Consider the following 15552-nt stretch of genomic DNA (forward strand, 5'->3'; position numbering starts at 1 on the left):
CCACCCGCCGGATGCTGGCCGCCGTCGTCGTGTTGCCGAGCGCGTGGGTGCTCGCCGAGGCGGCCCGGGCCTGGCCTCCGCTGGGTGGCCCGTGGGCATTGCTGGGCGCCTCGCAGTGGAACCAGCCCGCCGCCCTGGCCTCCGCCTCACTCGGCGGAGTATGGCTGACGAGTTTCCTGCTGGTTGCCGCCAACACCGCGATCACCGGTGTGATCCTGCATCCCGGCGTGCGCGGTCGGGTGCTCGCACTGTCGGTCGCAGTCGGCTGTGCTGCGGTGGGCCCGGCCTGGTTTGCGCTGGGGCCGACACCACCGGCCGGTTCGACGGTGCGGGTGGCGCTGGTGCAACCCGGCGACATCGACGATGCGACGGCCCGGTATCAAGCCGGGCAAGCGGTGACCACGACGTTAACCGGGCAACACCTGGAATTGGCGGTCTGGGGCGAGAGCAGCGTGGGAGTCGATCTCGCCAGCCATCCGACCGTCATGACGGAGCTGATGGACCTGTCCAGGCGTGTCGATGCGGACCTGCTCGTCAACGTCGACGCCCCCACACCGGCCGGGGGAATCTACAAGTCGTCGGTGCTCGTCGGACCCAACGGACAGCTCGGCGAGTACCGGAAGGTGCGACTCGTGCCGTTCGGCGAGTACGTGCCGCTGCGTCCGCTGCTCGGCCGGGTCGCCCGTCACACCAAAGCCGCAGCCGAGGACCGCGGACGGGGGAGTGGACCCGTGGTGCTGCACGCCGGCTCGCTCACCGTGGGGCCGCTGATCAGCTTCGAAGCGCTGTTCTCCGACCTGCCCCGCCGCGAGGTGCAACTCGGCGCCCAGTTGCTCGTCTACCAGAGTTCCACGTCGACATTCCAGGGCAGTTGGGCGCAGCCACAGTTGGCCAGCCAAGCCGCGGTGCACGCCGTCGAGGTCGGCCACCCGGCTGTGCACACCGGTCTCTCCGGCAACAGCGCCGCATTCGACGCGCGCGGTCGACAGCTCGTCTGGCTGCCATCGAGCTATCGCGGTGCCGCCGTTGTGCGTGTTCCGCTCGGGTCGGTCACCACCGTCTATCAACGGCTGGGGGATTGGGTTTTGGCGTGCGCGTTTTCGATCGTCGTGTGCGCCCTCAGCGTGCCTGCCATCGTGGCGGTCGTTTCTCGGCGAAGGCGCGCGGGCCCTCTTTAGCGTCTTCGGTCGCGAAAATCCGGTCGCTGTGCCGAGTTTCGTTCTCGTAGGCAGACTGCAGGTCCAGTGCCAGCCCCTCGACGGCCGACTGCTTGGTTGCCCAGACCGCCAATGGCGCGTTGGCCGCGATGCGCTCGGCGTAGTCATAGGCGGCGTCCATCAACTGGCCGGCTGCGACAACGCGGTTGATCAAGCCCATGGCCAAAGCACGTTCGGCGTCTACCATGTCGGCGGTCAGCAGCAGCTCCATCGCAAGCGGGTAGGACATCTGGCGCGGCAGCCGAACCGTGCTCCCGCCGCCGGCGAACACACCGCGCTTGGGCTCCATCACGGCGAACCGCGCTTCGGGCACGGCGACGCGAATGTCGGTGCAGCCCAACATCTCGAACCCGCCCGCGACGCAGGTACCGTTCACGGCGGCCACAATCGGCTTATACACCGGGAACCGATGCAAGACGGCGTGGATGGCGTCGTCGGCGTCCCACCCTTCCGGTCGCGGCAGCTCACCGGTCAGCTCCGGGATGAATGTCTTGAGGTCTGCTCCGGTGCAGAAGTCCCGGCCGACACCGGTGACCACCGCGACCCAGGCAGCCGGATCGTCCCGAAACGCGGCCCACGCATGGGCGAGGTCGCGGAAGTGCGCCATGTCCAGCGAGTTGCGTGTCCCGGGCCGGTTGATGGTGATCGTGACGATGTGGCCGTCGCGCCGGTAGTCGATGCTCACCGCCCAATGGTGGCAGGCGCGCCTGTCAGCGGATCGTCAGGCCGGTCAACGCACGACCGATCACCAGTCGCTGAATCTCGCTGGTGCCTTCGAAGATCGTGAAGATCTTGGCGTCTCGATGCATCCGCTCCACGGGATAGTCCCGGGTATAGCCGTTGCCGCCGAGGATCTGGATTGCTTCATCGGTGACATAGACCGCGGTTTCGCTGGCGAACAGCTTGGCCATCGAGCCCTCCGCCGAGCTGAACGGCTTGTCGTTTCGTTGCATCCAGCCGGCGCGCCACACCAGCATCCGGGACGCGTCGATGCGGCTTTTCATATCGGCCAGCTTGAATGCAATCGCCTGGAATTCGGCGATCTTTCGGCCGAACTGCTTGCGCTTGCACGCGTATTCCAGCGCGTATTCGTAGGCCGCACGCGCGATTCCCAACGCCATTGCGCCGACGACGGGTCGGGTGCGTTCAAACGTCATCATCGCCGCCTGGCTGGAGGTGCGGCCGCCCTCCCGGACTTTCGCGAGCCGCTTCTCGAAACGTTCTCTGCCGCCGAGGATCAGCTCGCCGGGGATGCGAACATCGTCAAGTACCACCTCGGCGGTGTGCGATGCCCGAATGCCGTGCTTTTTGAACTTCTGTCCCTGGGATAGGCCCGCGGTCCCGGGCGGCACGATGAAGGTCGCCTGCCCGCGGGTGCCCAACTCGCGTTCCACCGAAGCCACCACCACGTGCACGTTGGCGATACCGCCGTTGGTGGCCCACGTCTTGGTGCCGTTGAGGACCCACTCGTCGGCGGCCTCGTCGTACTTTGCCCGGGTACGGACCGCTCCGACGTCCGAGCCTGCGTCGGGCTCCGACGAACAGAACGCGGCGAGTTTGGGGTCGTCCGGCGTGCCGAACATCTGTGGCAGCCATTCGGCCAGTTGCTGCGGTGTCCCGTTAGCGGCCAATGCCGCCGCCGCAAGTCCGGTGGCCAGGATGGACAACGCTATTCCGGCGTCACCCCAGAACGTTTCCTCGAATACCGTCAGCAGGCCCAGCCCGCTGGGCTCGCCCGCCATCTGGGCAAACAGGTCAGGCGTGTACAGCCCGACCTTGGCGGCCTCCTGGATGATCGGCCACGGCGTTTCCTCCCGCTCGTCCCACTCGGCCGCCGCAGGCCGGATGACAGACTCGGCGAACTCGTGCACCCAGTCCCGGACGTGCGCCACTTCCTCGGGCAACTCCAGCGAGAACATAGTGTCCATCAGCGCTCCTTGTTGAGTGTAGGCCGATGCATACAGTAAACGCTTGTATACTGAACCTCAAAACCGGGAGGAGTGCGGCATGCAACGCAGCGACATCCGTGCCGTCGGCCAGCTGGCCGGAGAAGCATCGTCGGTGGTGACGGCGCTTGTGCAGGGCATGCACGCCGGCATCGCCGGCCGGGTATTCACCTCGATCGGTCCGTCGGCGGAGCCGACCCGGACCGTCCACGATGGCGTGGCAGGCGCCGTCTACGGCGGCGTACAGCGCGGTATTCGGGGCGCGGCCCGCGCGGCGGGTGCGGTGGCTGCTGAGCTCTGGGGTGACGACGGCGCCGAAGCACTCGAATCCCGCATCGGGGTGGCCGAAGCCATCGCCGCGGTCAACGGCTTGTACGGCGATCAATTGGACGCGCAAGACAACAAGCTGGCCGGCAATCTACACATCCGGCATTGCGGCACGTCGGTGCCGCCCACAGCCGAGGCGTTGGGGTCAGCGTTTCCGGCCGCGACCGGGCGCGTTGCGGTTTTCCTGCACGGCTGGTGCCTTACCGAACAGTCATGGCGCCGCCGGCCGGCCGAGGGCGAGGACGCCCGCACGTACGGGGAGCGGCTGCGCGAGGATGCCGGGTTCACCCCGGTTTTTCTGCGCTACAACACCGGGCTGCATGTGTCTGCAAACGGCCGAGCGCTGGCGGACCTGCTGGACCACCTGCAGGCGCACTGGCCGGTCCGGGTCGACGAGCTCGTGTTGGTGGGCCACTCGATGGGCGGACTGGTGGTGCGCAGCGCGTGTCATTACGGCGCGCAGCAACATCATCGGTGGACCGAGACCGTGACCCATGTTGTCTGCCTCGGCTCCCCGCATCTGGGAGCCGACCTGGAGAAGGGCGTCAATGTCGCGGCGTGGGCACTGGCCCTGCTACCGGAAACTCGCGCTATCGCCGGCCTTTTGAACACCCGCAGCTCGGGAGTCAAAGATCTGCGCTTCGGCGCCTGCATCGACGAGGACTGGCGCGAGGCCGATCCGGATGAGTTCCTGCGCGACCGCTGTCACGAGGTGCCGTTCTTGCCTGGCGCCACCTATCATTCGGTGACCGCCACCGCCGGATCGCCGGCGGTCGGAGCAATCGTCGGGGATCATCTCGTACGTTCGAGAAGCGCGTCGGGCCAGGGCAAGCCGCGTTCGATTCCATTCGAGCAACAGCATGGGCTCACGTTGACCGGGTTAAACCACTTCGACTTGCTGAACCATCCGCTGATCTATGCGAAGTTGCGCGATTGGATAGCAGCGGATACGGGCGGGACCTTGGCCTAGCCCTGGCCTAGCCCTGGCCTAGCCCGCGGTTTAGTTCAGTGGCCGGCAAGCCCGTTCAGGAGGTCCAGGAAGCCCAACTGCAATTTGGCTTGGTCTGGCGACTGGCCAGGGTCTGGAGTTGCATTGTCGGTCTTTTGCCATGGCTGGCAACCGTCGGTCTTGAACGCCTTGTCACTCGCCTCGATCTGCACCACCTGAGGCTTTTTGGTCATCGCGTTGTCGATGATGTCGTTGCCCCCGCTGTGGCCCAGCCGCTTCCAGTAGCACGTCCCGTGGCCGACCGGCCCCGCCGAACTGTAGATTCCCGGCACGATGTCGGTTCCTACGGCATACGTGCCGGCCTGGTCGATGGTCGTCTTGGGCTGACCCGCAGGTGCGCCCGCGGCCCTGGGCGGATGCGCGGGCGCAGGCACGGCAGCGGGTGGGGGTCCCGGCGCGGGCCCCGTCCCGGGCGCGGGCGAAGGCGGGGGTGGGGGTGGATCAGCGCTGGCAACACCGCAGACCACAGCCCAACCCGCGACAACGAGTGTCGCGGTAATCGCCGTTCGCTTGGTCTTCATGTACAGCAGCATACGGACTCGTGCCAGGATGCGCTCCCGGAATGAGCGGCTACGCCGTCTTGGTGAACAGCGGCAACAGCATCCGGCGGCGCGCTGTGATCACGTCGGCGAAGCAGCGCAGCGCCTGATGTACCGAGTCGACGAGAGGAAACGCGGACTCGTCGTCGGAGGTGCGCAGCGCCCGGGTCACCACCGGACTTGCAACCAGTGCCCATCCGACGTCTGCGGCGCGGCAGGCGTCATCAATCCGGTACAGGAAGCGGGCGCCCTGCACAGCCAGACGTTCCACCCCGCTCAAGTCCAGGACAATCGGCTGGTCGGGCAGAACGAAATGCCTGCTGTACTCGGTTATCCCCTCGACGTTCATCGCGTCGATGGCGCCGGTGATCGTCACCACGGTCGCCAGGGGGCGAGATTGCGCCCTGACCTGCGCGCCACCGCAGTCGAACGTCGGATTGCCGTAGCGGGGCCTTGAGGATGAAGCTGTCGTGTCAACCGAATTCGCCATTGCTGCCCCCACTTCTCAATCACGTTGCTGAGTACGCCGGTAATGACAGACCTCAACCTGGTCACGACGTTAATCGGCTACTCTAAGGTCACCGGGAGCAAGCTCTAATACTTTGCTAAGAACCAAGTTTCACCCGCTGTTACGACGCGCCCGGGCTCAGGCGAGCTGGAGCGAGGCCAAGCTCACTGACCGGACCAAACGGGCGCACTTAAGTCAATCGCCGTACTGAGCCCGCATAGCTGAGCGCGCGCTCGTAGGTGGCAAGGTTGTCGCGACAGATCTTGGCATGCACTCGGCGTTCCAGCAGGAAACGCAGCAGCGGGTTGTAGGCGTGATAGGTCTCGTGGAACGTGAGTACCGTGGTGCCGTCGGGCTTTTCTTCGAGTTCGTGGTAGCCCTCGGCGTGTGACCACAGTGGCTTGCCGACCGCGACGTAGCGCGACAATCTATTCAGCTTCGCTTCGGTCACGGTCTCCCAGGACCGACCCTTGCCGCCCGACAGCAGATACTTTGGCACTTCGAAGACACACGTGCGGACCAGGCCCTGGCCCGCTTCGTCGCCTTCGGTCAAGATCTCCATGCGGCCGGCGGGCCACTCTATGATTCGGGGTTGCGGCGAGTCTGGCGACGCCGGCGGATGCAGCACCCGCCACACCTTGCTTGCGGGCGCCTCGACAAGGAATCGCACCGTGTAGGACCGCATCAGCGTTCTCCCCAATCGTTCCAGAAGGTGATCGTTTCCGCAGGGGGCCGGGCGGCCGGCTCGAAATCGGTGCCAATCGTGTACGCCACCGGGAACAGTGCGGCCTGTGTCACCGTGGCAGGAATTCCAAGCAGCTCGGCTACTTCGCGTTCCTTGGCCAAATGCATTGTGGTCCATACTGATCCCAAGCCGCGGGACCGAAGGGCAAGCAGGAAGCTCCAGCCGGCGGGAATGATCGATGCCCAAGCTGACGCGGCGGCCAGCCGGTCACTTTCATCTATCCGACGTTGCAAACAGGGGATGACGTGCACGGGAACCTTGGCCAGTGTTTCGGTTAGGCCGAAGGCGCTGCGATACACCCGCCGAGTCTGCGGATCGGGCGTGGTCTCGGCGGCTCGAGCGAGATAGTCGGCGCCGATGCTGCGGTAGATATCGGCGATCGCCGCACGTTTCGCAGCGTCGGTGATCACCAGCCAGCACCAGTCCTGCGCGTTGCTCGCGGTAGGCGCCTGCATCGCGAGCCGCACGCATTCGAGGATCACGTCACGACCGACCGGCCGCGTCAGGTCTAGGCGTTTGCGCACCGCCCGCGTGGTGGTGAGTAATTCGTCGACCGACGTGACGTCCACTCGTCGCTCAGATGTCGATTGCACAGGATTGATCAACGCCGAGCACGGTCAATGCACGGCCGAGACCAAGAAACACCGCAACGCAGAGCGTGAGGTCGAGGAGCTCCTCATCGTTGAAGAACCGCCGCATCCGCCCGAAGAAAGCGTCGTCGATCGAGGCGTGATCAGTGACGAACCGCTCCGCATACTCGATCGCCAGGCGTTGCCGTGACGTGTAGCCGCGGTAGGTGGCATAGTCTGCGACGTTGTCGTAGAGCTCCGGTGCGACCCTGGCGGCGAGCACCGATGGCGCCCGGAATCCCGAACACGCGGCGCAGTCGTTGATCTGCGCGATGCGCATTCTGGCCAGCTCGCGCTCCTCGGCCGGGAGGACGCTCTGCTGGTAGGCGCCGCGAATCATCCGCTCAACCATGCCGCCGAGCGGCGGTCGCAGCGTCCAGATCATCGCGGCCTCACCGCCGGGGCCATCCGGCACGTTGACTCGGGCCATCAGCGACTCCTGCGGAGTAAAAACCGATGATCTCGTGAGCAAACCAGATTCCCGGCGCCGCTGTCCAGGTCCGTGCACCGTCCGCACAACGGCCGTGGACACCACAGGACGTCGGCGAATAGTGTGCGTTGAGCGTGGGCGTCCACCGGGCGATGCCGGCGCTGGGAGGTCTCGGCATGCTGTTCATGCACGAGGTGCACAAGGTGCGCGGGCGCGCCGAAGATGACTTCGAGGCGGCATTCCGCGACGGCTGGATGCCGATGCTCGGCGACGGCGACGATGCTCGGCTGCTGTGGTACACCAACCACGCTCACGGCAGCGGCCCCGCCTACACGGTCGTCACCATTACCGGGGTTCGTGATGGCACGGCGTGGGAGCGCCTAGCCCTGCGAGTGCAAAAGGGCGACCTCCGGCAGTGGATGCGTGACCTCGACGAGCTTCGTTACGACGTGGAGGCCAAACTGTTGATGCCACTGCCGTGGTCGCCACTTCAAGACGTGCCATTCGACGAGCTACCTGTCCACGGGCGAGAGCACGAGCTGACCCTCTACATGGAAGACACCATGTGGCCCTACCAGGACACGCTCAACGAATACATCGACCGCTGCGGCGAACAATACGTCAAAAGCCTCGACAGGCCTACGCCATTCCTGACCATCCAGGCTGCCTTCCAGCCCGCCCTCGGCAGCCACCTGCGCCGCGAGATCGCATTGATGCAGCGTATCCACCAGCCCGAGGCGCTGCTCAACCTGCTTCGAACCGAGATTCCACCCGAGCATCGCGCCCCGGGGACCTGGATGCACGGCGCGTTGGAGCTACGCGATCAGTGGGAAAGCCGACTGCTGCGGACGTCCTCGTGGTCACCCCTGTACTGAGCGGCGCATGAACATCGGCACGATTCTCGACGCCGCCGCGGCCGGCGATCCCGTCCGCGCCGCGCTGATCATCGACAACCGCACCATCAGCTACCGGGAGTTGGCGGCGGCCGTCGAGCGGTGCGCCACTGGCCTGGCCGCCCACGGGGTGGCCGGTCGACGCGTCGCCGTCGTCGACCACGGAAGCCTGCTGTCGATCGCGACGGTGCTGGGCGCGGCCTGCATCGGTGCCGCGGCGGCGCTGATGAGCCCCGCGCTGGCCCCGCCGGAGCTGCGGGTGCTCTTGGCGAACGCGGGGTGCGCCGACGTTGCGGTTGCAGGGGAGGCCTACGCGGCCCGGCTCCGTGCAGCGGGTGCAGGCAAAGCGTTGACCGCCACCGACCTATTGAGCCGGGGTCGGATTTCAGCACCGCCGGTCGCTGAACAAGTCGACGACCGCGACGGTTTGGTCTTGTTCACCAGCGGCACGACGGGGCTGCCGAAGGCGATCGGCATTAGCCACCGACAGCTGAGCACGCGAATTACGGGCTTTACCACACCATTTCGAGCCGACGCGACGCCAACGGTCAGCATGATGTGCGTTCCATTCTTCCATGTCGGCAGCGCCCTGGGCATGCTCGGCAGCCTGTATGCGGGCAACACCTCGGTCGTGCAGGATCGGTTCGCCGCCGGAGAGTGGTTGCGGCTGGTCCAATCGCATCGGGTGAGCAGTGCGTTCCTGGTGCCGACGATGCTCCAGCGGATCCTCGATCATCCCGATTTCGGCGACACAGACCTGACGTCGCTCGACGCGATTGCATACGGGGCAGCCGCTGCGCCCGTCGCGCTGGTGCGTCGCGCGACGGCCGCCCTCCCGCAGGTGGCGTTTGCCAATGTATTCGGTCAAACCGAGACCCTCGGGGCCTACACGACCCTGCTGCCCGATGATCATCGCAATCCCAACCGCGTGGGTTCCGTGGGCCGGCCGCTACCGGGGGTTGAAGTCCGGGTGGTAGATCCCGACACGGGAACCGATGTCGAGCCGGGAGCCGTCGGCGAGCTGTGGGTCAACTGCAGCCAGAACGTCACCGCAGGCTGGTTGCATACCGGCGACCTCGCCCGCCAAGATTCCGCTGGCTACATCTACCCAAGCGGCCGGCTGACCGACACCATCAACCGCGGGGGAGAGAAGTTTGGGCCGATCGAGGTCGAAGAAGCCATGCGTACCCATCCGGCGGTCAACGACGTGGCCGTCGCAGGCATCACCGACGAGGAGATGGGTCAGCGGGTGGGGGCTGCTGTGGTGGCCAGCTGGCCCGTGACGCTCGATGAGCTGCGATCGCACTGTCGCGAACAGATCGCCTACTTCAAACTTCCCGAACGGCTGCTGATCGTCGACCACATCCCGTATTCCGACACCGGCAAGGTCGATCGCAGTCAGCTGGCCGTACTGATTACGGACCGGGCCTAAGTCAGCGAGAGGAGAGGCCGTGCTGTTCCTCCACGAGACCCACAACGTGGTCGGCGCGCGCGAGGACGAGTTCGAGGCGGCGTACCGCGAGGGCTGGATGCCTACGTTGGCGAAAGAAGACACCGCTCGACTGCTGTGGTACACCAACCATGCTCACGGCTCCGGGGTGTCCTACAACGTCGTCACCATCACCGGGATCACCGACGGCGCGGCGTGGGAGCGTCTCGCAAGCCGCGCACAAAGCGGGGATCTGAAATCGTGCATGCAGGAGCTGGACCACCTGCGCCACGAGGTGACAGGCAAGATTCTGATGCCGGTCGAGTGGTCGCCGCTGCAGTCGGTCGATCTGGCGACCGTGCCCACCGATGGCGCGACGCATCCGCTGAGTCTGTTCATGGAGGACACCGGCTGGCCCTACGCCCCGCTGGACGACTACATCCGCTCGTGGGACGAGCTCTACTATCGGCTGGTTTCCAAGGCGCCGCCAGGGATGCGGCTGCTTGACATCCAGGCCTGTTTCCAGGTGGCGCACGGCAGCGCCACACGGCGAGAAGCGATGCTGTGGCAGAAGATCGACCCGTCCAACGAGTATGCGGCGCTCGTTCATCTGCTGACCACCGACCTTCCGCCCGAGCGCCGAGCACCAGGCAGCTATATGTTCGAGGCGTTGAAATACCGCGATCAGTGGGAAAGCCGGCTGCTGCGGAGCTCCTCGTGGTCGCCCCTGTACTGATCAGGCGAGATCGAACCGGTCGAGGTTCATCACCTTGTTCCACGCGGAGACGAAGTCCTGCACAAACTTTGGCTTCGCGTCGTCGCACGCGTAGACCTCTGCGAGTGCCCGCAACTGCGAGTTAGAGCCGAACACCAGATCGACGGCCGTAGCGGTCCACTTCGCCTTGCCGGTAGCGCGATCACGCACCTCGTAGACGTTCTCCGACGACTCGGATGCCCTCCACTCGTTGCCCATGTCGCACAGGGTGACGAAGAAGTCGTTGGTCAGCGTCTCGGGCCGGTCGGTGAAGACGCCGTGTTGCGCTTGCCCGAAGTTGGCATTCAACGCCCGCATGCCGCCGATGAGAACCGTCATCTCTGGAGCGGTCAGCGTCAACAGGCTCGCCCGGGCGACCAGTAGGTGCTCGGGCGGTTGCTTTTCTCCGGTCGGCAGGAAGTTGCGGAACCCGTCGGCCTTCGGTTCGAGCACCGCGAAGGATTCCACGTCGGTCTGCTCCTGCGAGGCATCGGTGCGGCCCGGCGCGAACGGGACGGTGATGTCGTGCCCGGCGTTCTTCGCCGCTTGCTCGACGGCCGCACATCCACCCAGGACGATCACGTCAGCCAGCGAGACCTTCTTCGCGCCGGATTGTGCGGCGTTGAAGTCCTGCTGCACCTTTTCGAGGGTCTGCAGCACCTTCGCCAGTTCGGCGGGGCTATTGGATTCCCAATCCCTTTGCGGTGCAAGGCGAATCCGTGCCCCGTTAGCCCCGCCGCGTTTGTCGGTGCCGCGGAAGCTGGCCGCCGACGCCCACGCGGTGGAGACCAGCTGCGGGATGGACAGGCCCGACCCGAGCAGCTTGCTCTTGAGGGCAGCGATGTCCTTGTCGTCGATCAGCTCATGGTCGACGTCGGGCACCGGGTCCTGCCACAGCTGCGCCTCGGGAACCCACGGGCCCAGGTAGCGGATGACAGGTCCCATATCACGGTGCAGCAGCTTGTACCACGCCTTGGCGAAGTCCCGCTCGAACTCCTCGGGGTGGTCCAGCCACCGTCGGGTAATCGGCCCGTAGATCGGATCCATCCGCAGCGACAGGTCCGTCGTCAGCATCGTCGGGAGCCGCTTTACCGAAGAGTCGAAGGGATCGGGGATAACCGGCTCGGCGTCCTTGGCGGTCCATTGCCAGGCACCGGCGGGACTCTTGGTCAGCTCCCATTCGTAGCCGTACAGGGTCTCCACGTAGCTGTTGTCCCACTTGGTAGGGGTGGGCCCCCACACCACCTCGAGGCCGCTGCCCATCGCGTCCCCGCCCTTGCCGGTGCCGAACGAGCTCTTCCAGCCCAGGCCCTGGTCTTCCAGCGGGGCGGCCTCGGGCTCCGGGCCGACGAGGTCGGCTCTGCCCGCGCCGTGCGTCTTGCCGACCGTGTGGCCACCGGCGATCAGCGCGGCGGTCTCGACGTCGTTCATCGCCATACGGCCGAACGTCACCCGAATATCGAGGGCCGCCTTGAGCGGATCCGGGTTGCCGTTGGGTCCCTCGGGATTCACATAGATCAGACCCATCTGGGTGGCCCCGAACGGACAGGCGAGGTCCCGGTCGTCGTTGGAGCGCTCATCACCCAGCCAGGTGTCCTCGCCCCCCCAGAAGACCTCGTCCGGCTCCCAGATGTCTTCTCGCCCGAAGCCGAAGCCAAACGTCTGAAAGCCCATGGCCTCATAGGCGCAGTTGCCCGCGAAGATGATCAGGTCGGCCCAGGAGATCTTGCGGCCGTATTTCTGCTTGACCGGCCACAGCAACCGGCGCGCCTTGTCGAGGACCACGTTGTCGGGCCAGCTGTTCAGCGGCGCAAAGCGCTGGGCGCCCTTGCCGCCGCCGCCCCGGCCGTCCTCGATGCGGTAGGTGCCGGCGGCGTGCCAGGCCATCCGGACGAAGAGCCCCCCGTAATGACCGTAGTCGGCCGGCCACCAGTCTTGTGAGGTCGTCATCAGCTTGATGAGGTCCTGCTTGAGCGCCTCGACATCAAGGGTCTTGAACTCTTCTGCGTAGTTGAAGTCCGCGCCCATCGGATTGGCCAGCGGCGAGTTCTGGTGCAGGACTTGCAGGTCCAGCTGGTCGGGCCACCAGTCCCGGTTCGACCTCGGCGGATGCTCCGTGGGAGTCGGGGAGGGAATTGCTGGGGCTTCGCTTTCGGACATCGAATCCGTCCTTTCGGGGGTAGGTGAATTACGGGCTGGTCGTTTGTGAAGTCGAGCAGTCGGGGCACAAACCCCAGTAGATGACCTCGGCCTCGTCGAGAACGAAGCCTTCCAGGTACCCGCCGTCGTCAGACGGGGTCAAACAGGGCGCCTCGCCGACGGCACAGTCGACGTCGGCGATGATCCCGCAGGACCGGCAAACGATGTGGTGATGGTTGTCACCGACCCGCGCCTCGTAGCGGGCGACGGAGCCCGGCGGCTGGATACGGCGGATCAGGCCCGCGGCTGTCAGCGCATGCAGCACGTCGTAGACGGCTTGGCGGGAAACCTTGGACAGGTCCGCACGCACCGCATCGAAGATCGTGTCGGTGTCGGCGTGCGGACGCATCTGGACCGCCGCCAAAACCGCGAGCCTGGGGCGAGTCACACGCAGATCGGCGCTACGCAGTTGCTCCGGGTAATCCGGGCCGAGGGACACGCAAGAAATATGGCCCCTTTTCTTGAATCGGTCAATACTTCGCGCGAAGGTGTCGCGGACGGGCGTCCGGCGGTCGCACTGGTACCCTCCGAACGCTGCCTCGTGTAGTTGGCGACCCGACGCAGTGGCGCGAACGAAACAGCAGTGGCTTCCCGGAAAGAGTGTTGTGCGCAGCGGAGAGATTAAAGCCCTCACCGGTCTTCGCATCATCGCCGCGATGTGGGTTGTGCTGTTCCACTTCCGCCCGCTGCTGGCCGAGGCCGCACCCGATTTCAGCGACGCGCTTGCCCCGATACTCAACTGCGGTGCGCAGGGCGTCGACCTGTTCTTCATCCTCAGTGGCTTCGTGTTGACCTGGAACTACCTCGAGCGAATGGGCTGGTCCTGGTCAACCCGTGCCACCCTGCACTTCCTGTGGCTGCGGCTGGCCAGGGTGTGGCCGGTCTACCTGGTCACGTTGCACCTCGCCGCTGCGTGGGTGATCTTCACGCTGCACATAGGTCATGTGCCGTCCGAGGACGTCGTCCAGTTGACCGCGGTCAGTTACGTACGCCAGCTCCTGCTGGTGCAGCTGTGGTTCCAGCCGTACTTCGACGGATCGAGTTGGAATGGACCGGCCTGGTCGATCAGTGCGGAGTGGCTGGCCTACCTACTATTCGGCGTGCTGGTGCTGGTGATCTTCCGGATGGCCCATGCCACCAGAGCACGAAACCTGATTTGGCTGGCGTTCGCCGCCTCGCTACCGCCGGTGCTGTTGTTGTTGGCCAGCGGTCAGTTCTACACACCGTGGAGTTGGCTGCCGCGAATCGTCATGCAATTCATCGCGGGAGCACTCGTTGCCGCCGCAGTCATCAGATTGCGCCCGACCGATCGGGCGCGACGTGGCGCGGGTTACCTTTCGCTGTTTCTGATCGCCGTCATCGTGGGGCTGTTATACCTGCTCGACGCGCATCCCGTGCCTGGTGTGATAGACAGCGACGGCCTGGTCGACGTGCTGTTCGTGCCGATGGTGATGACGCTGGCGATGGGCATCGGCACCCTGCCCAGGGCGTTATCCACCCGGGTGATGGTGTTCGGGGGGCAAATCTCGTTTTGTCTGTACATGATCCACGAGCTGGTGCACACCGCCTGGATATGGGCCGCTGAGCAGTTCCAGCTCACTGCGCTGCAAGGCTTCGGCGGAAAGTTGACCATCATCGGCCTGCTTGCGATCGCTGCGGGTATCGCCACCGTGTTGTTCCACTTCGTGGAGGAGCCCGCTCGCCGGTGGATGCGCCGGATGGCCGACGTTGCCGATCCGAACACCAAGTCGCGCATCGACCTACGCGCCGACCCGTTGAAAGTTAAGCTTGCGCCCATCGGTGGTGCCCGCGAAGAGCGTAAGGCGATGTCCGCGCGCGCGGGGTAAGGATCGGGTAGCAGTGGGTCGTCTCGCCACGTTTGTCATCTCACTGGTCGTCGTGTTCGGGATGATCGGCCAACACCCGGCTGCGGCGCGACCCTACGCGATACTGAGCGCGGGTTCCCCGGTGAATCATGTTGCGGTGATTGGTGACTCGTATACCACCGGGACCGATGAGGGCGGCGAGGGAACGAACACATGGACCGCTCGCGCCTGGACGACCCTTAATCATCAGGGAGTGCAGGTCGTGCCGGATGTGGCAGCTGAGGGCAGAGCCGGTTACGGCGTAACCGGCGACCACGGCAGCATGTTCAAGGATCTGACTGCCCGGGCGGTCCACCCCAACGACGTGCTGGTGGTGTTCTTTGGATCCCGCAACGATCAAGGCGTCGACCCGGAGCAACTGGCCCAAGCGGCCCATGACGCGTTCGATCTGGCGCACCGTGTCGCACCGTCGGCAAGACTCCTGGTGATCGGGCCGCCGTGGCCGACCGCCGACCCACCCGACGCCCTGCTACAGGCTCGCGACGTCGTGGCAAGCCAGGCGCGGGCGGTGGGAGCGACATTCGTTGATCCGATGGCCGAACAATGGTTCGTCGGCACAACCGACTTGATCGGTGCCGACGGTATTCATCCCAATGACGCGGGGCATGCCTATATGGCCGACAAAATCGTGCCGTTGATTCGCGGGCAGTTACCCCGGCGGACCTGAGTAACGTATGGGCCAGCCGAGTTTTGCACTTACGCGTCGCGGGTACAAACAAGCGCCCTTGAAATAACAGAGCGAGTTACAGACGGGAGTGAGGGTCTGATGAAAACCCAGCCGAGAATTGCATTCGCGCTGTTCGGCGGTGCGGCCATGCTTTCGTTGGCAGTCGGATGTGGCGGCGGCGAAAAAGGTGGGCCGACAACCACCACGACCACTACGACGACGACGACCACAACTACGAGTGTGAGCCCGGCGCCCGAGCCACCCCCGGCGCCGGCGCCGGGTCCGGGTGGACCTAATGGCGGCGGCGGCCCGATCGGCGGTGGCGGTCCGGGCGGCGGCGGCGGCCAAATCCCCGGCGGTCCCACCGGCGGCGG

Annotated in this window: 17 protein-coding genes; 8 read left to right on the plus strand and 9 right to left on the minus strand. The window is 65.5% G+C overall.

Features of this window, described 5'->3' with window-relative positions; translation table 11 throughout:
* Nucleotides 1-1178: apolipoprotein N-acyltransferase (gene lnt, locus ACRDTL_RS09050; RefSeq protein WP_431506373.1), on the plus strand; the 1178-nt coding region annotated here is incomplete at its 5' end.
* On the opposite strand, the gene ACRDTL_RS09055 is transcribed toward lnt, so the two are convergent.
* Entirely contained in the window at nucleotides 1120-1902 is a 783-nt protein-coding gene (locus ACRDTL_RS09055) for an enoyl-CoA hydratase/isomerase family protein (protein ID WP_431506374.1), read from the minus strand. The two genes, lnt and ACRDTL_RS09055, sit on opposite strands and share 59 nt — an antisense overlap.
* Before the next feature lie 25 nt (nucleotides 1903-1927).
* Nucleotides 1928-3145 carry an acyl-CoA dehydrogenase family protein gene (locus ACRDTL_RS09060; protein WP_431506375.1) on the minus strand — a complete coding sequence of 406 codons (1218 nt, stop codon included), beginning with the start codon at nucleotides 3143-3145 and terminating at the stop codon, nucleotides 1928-1930.
* A 79-nt stretch (nucleotides 3146-3224) separates the two neighbouring features.
* Between ACRDTL_RS09060 and ACRDTL_RS09065 the strand changes: the two genes are divergently transcribed.
* Nucleotides 3225-4460, plus strand: a complete 1236-nt coding sequence (locus ACRDTL_RS09065; RefSeq protein ID WP_431506376.1) for an esterase/lipase family protein — start codon at nucleotides 3225-3227, stop codon at nucleotides 4458-4460.
* A gap of 35 nt (nucleotides 4461-4495) precedes the next feature.
* Here the strand turns inward: ACRDTL_RS09065 and ACRDTL_RS09070 are convergent, their stop codons facing one another.
* The 5 genes from ACRDTL_RS09070 to ACRDTL_RS09090 form a co-directional block, all read right to left on the minus strand.
* Nucleotides 4496-5020, minus strand: coding sequence for a hypothetical protein (locus ACRDTL_RS09070; protein ID WP_431506377.1), 525 nt, complete (start codon nucleotides 5018-5020; stop codon nucleotides 4496-4498).
* A 49-nt stretch (nucleotides 5021-5069) separates the two neighbouring features.
* Nucleotides 5070-5528 carry an STAS domain-containing protein gene (locus ACRDTL_RS09075; RefSeq protein ID WP_431506378.1) on the minus strand — a complete coding sequence of 153 codons (459 nt, stop codon included), beginning with the start codon at nucleotides 5526-5528 and terminating at the stop codon, nucleotides 5070-5072.
* A 208-nt stretch (nucleotides 5529-5736) separates the two neighbouring features.
* A complete protein-coding gene (locus ACRDTL_RS09080) occupies nucleotides 5737-6231 on the minus strand; it encodes an SRPBCC family protein (RefSeq protein ID WP_431506379.1) in 495 nt (164 codons plus the stop codon).
* Nucleotides 6231-6860 carry a nitroreductase family protein gene (locus tag ACRDTL_RS09085; protein ID WP_431506380.1) on the minus strand — a complete coding sequence of 210 codons (630 nt, stop codon included), beginning with the start codon at nucleotides 6858-6860 and terminating at the stop codon, nucleotides 6231-6233. Before ACRDTL_RS09085 ends, ACRDTL_RS09080 begins: the two co-directional genes overlap by 1 nt.
* A gap of 7 nt (nucleotides 6861-6867) precedes the next feature.
* Complete coding sequence (locus ACRDTL_RS09090; RefSeq protein ID WP_431506381.1) at nucleotides 6868-7350, minus strand: carboxymuconolactone decarboxylase family protein; 483 nt, start codon at nucleotides 7348-7350, stop codon at nucleotides 6868-6870.
* Between the two features lie 134 nt (nucleotides 7351-7484).
* Between ACRDTL_RS09090 and ACRDTL_RS09095 the strand changes: the two genes are divergently transcribed.
* The 3 genes from ACRDTL_RS09095 to ACRDTL_RS09105 are packed head-to-tail and all read left to right on the plus strand — an operon-like array spanning nucleotide 7485 to nucleotide 10408.
* Nucleotides 7485-8225, plus strand: coding sequence for a hypothetical protein (locus tag ACRDTL_RS09095; protein ID WP_431506382.1), 741 nt, complete (start codon nucleotides 7485-7487; stop codon nucleotides 8223-8225).
* A gap of 7 nt (nucleotides 8226-8232) precedes the next feature.
* The gene (locus ACRDTL_RS09100) at nucleotides 8233-9675 is read left to right on the plus strand and encodes a class I adenylate-forming enzyme family protein (protein WP_431506383.1); all 1443 of its coding nucleotides are present in this window, start codon (nucleotides 8233-8235) and stop codon (nucleotides 9673-9675) included.
* A gap of 19 nt (nucleotides 9676-9694) precedes the next feature.
* Nucleotides 9695-10408, plus strand: coding sequence for a hypothetical protein (locus ACRDTL_RS09105; protein ID WP_431506384.1), 714 nt, complete (start codon nucleotides 9695-9697; stop codon nucleotides 10406-10408).
* On the opposite strand, the gene katG is transcribed toward ACRDTL_RS09105, so the two are convergent.
* Nucleotides 10409-12586 (minus strand): catalase/peroxidase HPI, encoded by a 2178-nt coding sequence (gene katG, locus ACRDTL_RS09110; protein ID WP_431506385.1) that lies wholly within the window; start codon nucleotides 12584-12586, stop codon nucleotides 10409-10411.
* Between the two features lie 28 nt (nucleotides 12587-12614).
* Entirely contained in the window at nucleotides 12615-13064 is a 450-nt protein-coding gene (locus ACRDTL_RS09115) for a Fur family transcriptional regulator (RefSeq protein WP_431506386.1), read from the minus strand.
* A gap of 217 nt (nucleotides 13065-13281) precedes the next feature.
* On the opposite strand from ACRDTL_RS09115, the gene ACRDTL_RS09120 reads away from it, so the two are divergent.
* The 3 genes from ACRDTL_RS09120 to ACRDTL_RS09130 all read left to right on the plus strand — a co-directional run.
* Nucleotides 13282-14472, plus strand: coding sequence for an acyltransferase family protein (locus ACRDTL_RS09120; protein WP_431506387.1), 1191 nt, complete (start codon nucleotides 13282-13284; stop codon nucleotides 14470-14472).
* Nucleotides 14473-14485: 13 nt separating this feature from the next.
* Nucleotides 14486-15178 (plus strand): Rv0518 family GDSL lipase, encoded by a 693-nt coding sequence (locus tag ACRDTL_RS09125; protein ID WP_431506388.1) that lies wholly within the window; start codon nucleotides 14486-14488, stop codon nucleotides 15176-15178.
* Between the two features lie 99 nt (nucleotides 15179-15277).
* Nucleotides 15278-15552, plus strand: a 275-nt coding sequence (locus tag ACRDTL_RS09130; RefSeq protein ID WP_431506389.1) for a hypothetical protein, incomplete at its 3' end; no start/stop codon positions are given.

The sequence above is a fragment of the Mycobacterium sp. genome (assembly GCF_050700595.1).
Taxonomy (GTDB): domain Bacteria; phylum Actinomycetota; class Actinomycetes; order Mycobacteriales; family Mycobacteriaceae; genus Mycobacterium.